At 54.0% G+C, this 692-nt stretch carries 2 rRNA genes; both read right to left on the bottom strand.

Annotation, left to right across the window (positions count from 1 at the left end):
- A 23S ribosomal RNA gene (locus tag AC1DDH_RS20395) occupies nt 1-121 on the bottom strand; the annotation flags it as partial.
- Between the two features lie 503 nt (nt 122-624).
- A 16S ribosomal RNA gene (locus AC1DDH_RS20390) occupies nt 625-692 on the bottom strand; the annotation flags it as partial.

Here is a 692-nt window from a genome sequence, read left to right as displayed (position 1 = left end):
CATTCGGACACCCTGGGATCACAGTCCGGTTATCGACTCCCCCAGGCTTATCGCAGATTCCTACGTCCTTCTTCGGCTCCTAATGCCAAGGCATCCACCGTGTGCTCTTAAAAACTTGACCACAAAAGATCAAGGAGTAATTTTCGAGAGAACCACAGAAACCACCACCATCACCCCAAAAGGCAACAGCGACAGATCCAGGTTCATATTCTTGGAAATTGCTTCTTATAAAAGATGCTCGCGTCCACTATGTAGTTCTCAAACAACAACCCCGTACCACACACCCCACACACCCCGCCCCCAAAAGGAGCAGAACAACCGTGTGATCGGTGCAGCCAGGAAACCAGAAACACAAGTCCCGGAAAGGAAAACCCTCCCGGTCCTGTTGCCTCAGGACCCAACAGTGTGCCAAACACTACCCAACAGCTCATTCCGGCGTGCGTTCCAGGACACTCTCAAGAGAGCATCCGTACTAGCTGCCGGCCTGTGCCGCCAGGCACCTATTTGTTGATATTCCACCCGTGAGCACCCGCCGCAGAACTAGCGTCTGCGCAACGGGCGTACTCCTGACAACCCCACCACACCCGCATACACGGGGCAGAGAAAGTTGTAGGTGCTCCTTAGAAAGGAGGTGATCCAGCCGCACCTTCCGGTACGGCTACCTTGTTACGACTTAGTCCCAATCGCCAGTC

Source organism: Arthrobacter sp. 10T425, from assembly GCF_056393985.1.
Note: the sequence above shows the minus strand (reverse complement) of the source record. Positions and strands in the feature narration are given on the sequence as shown.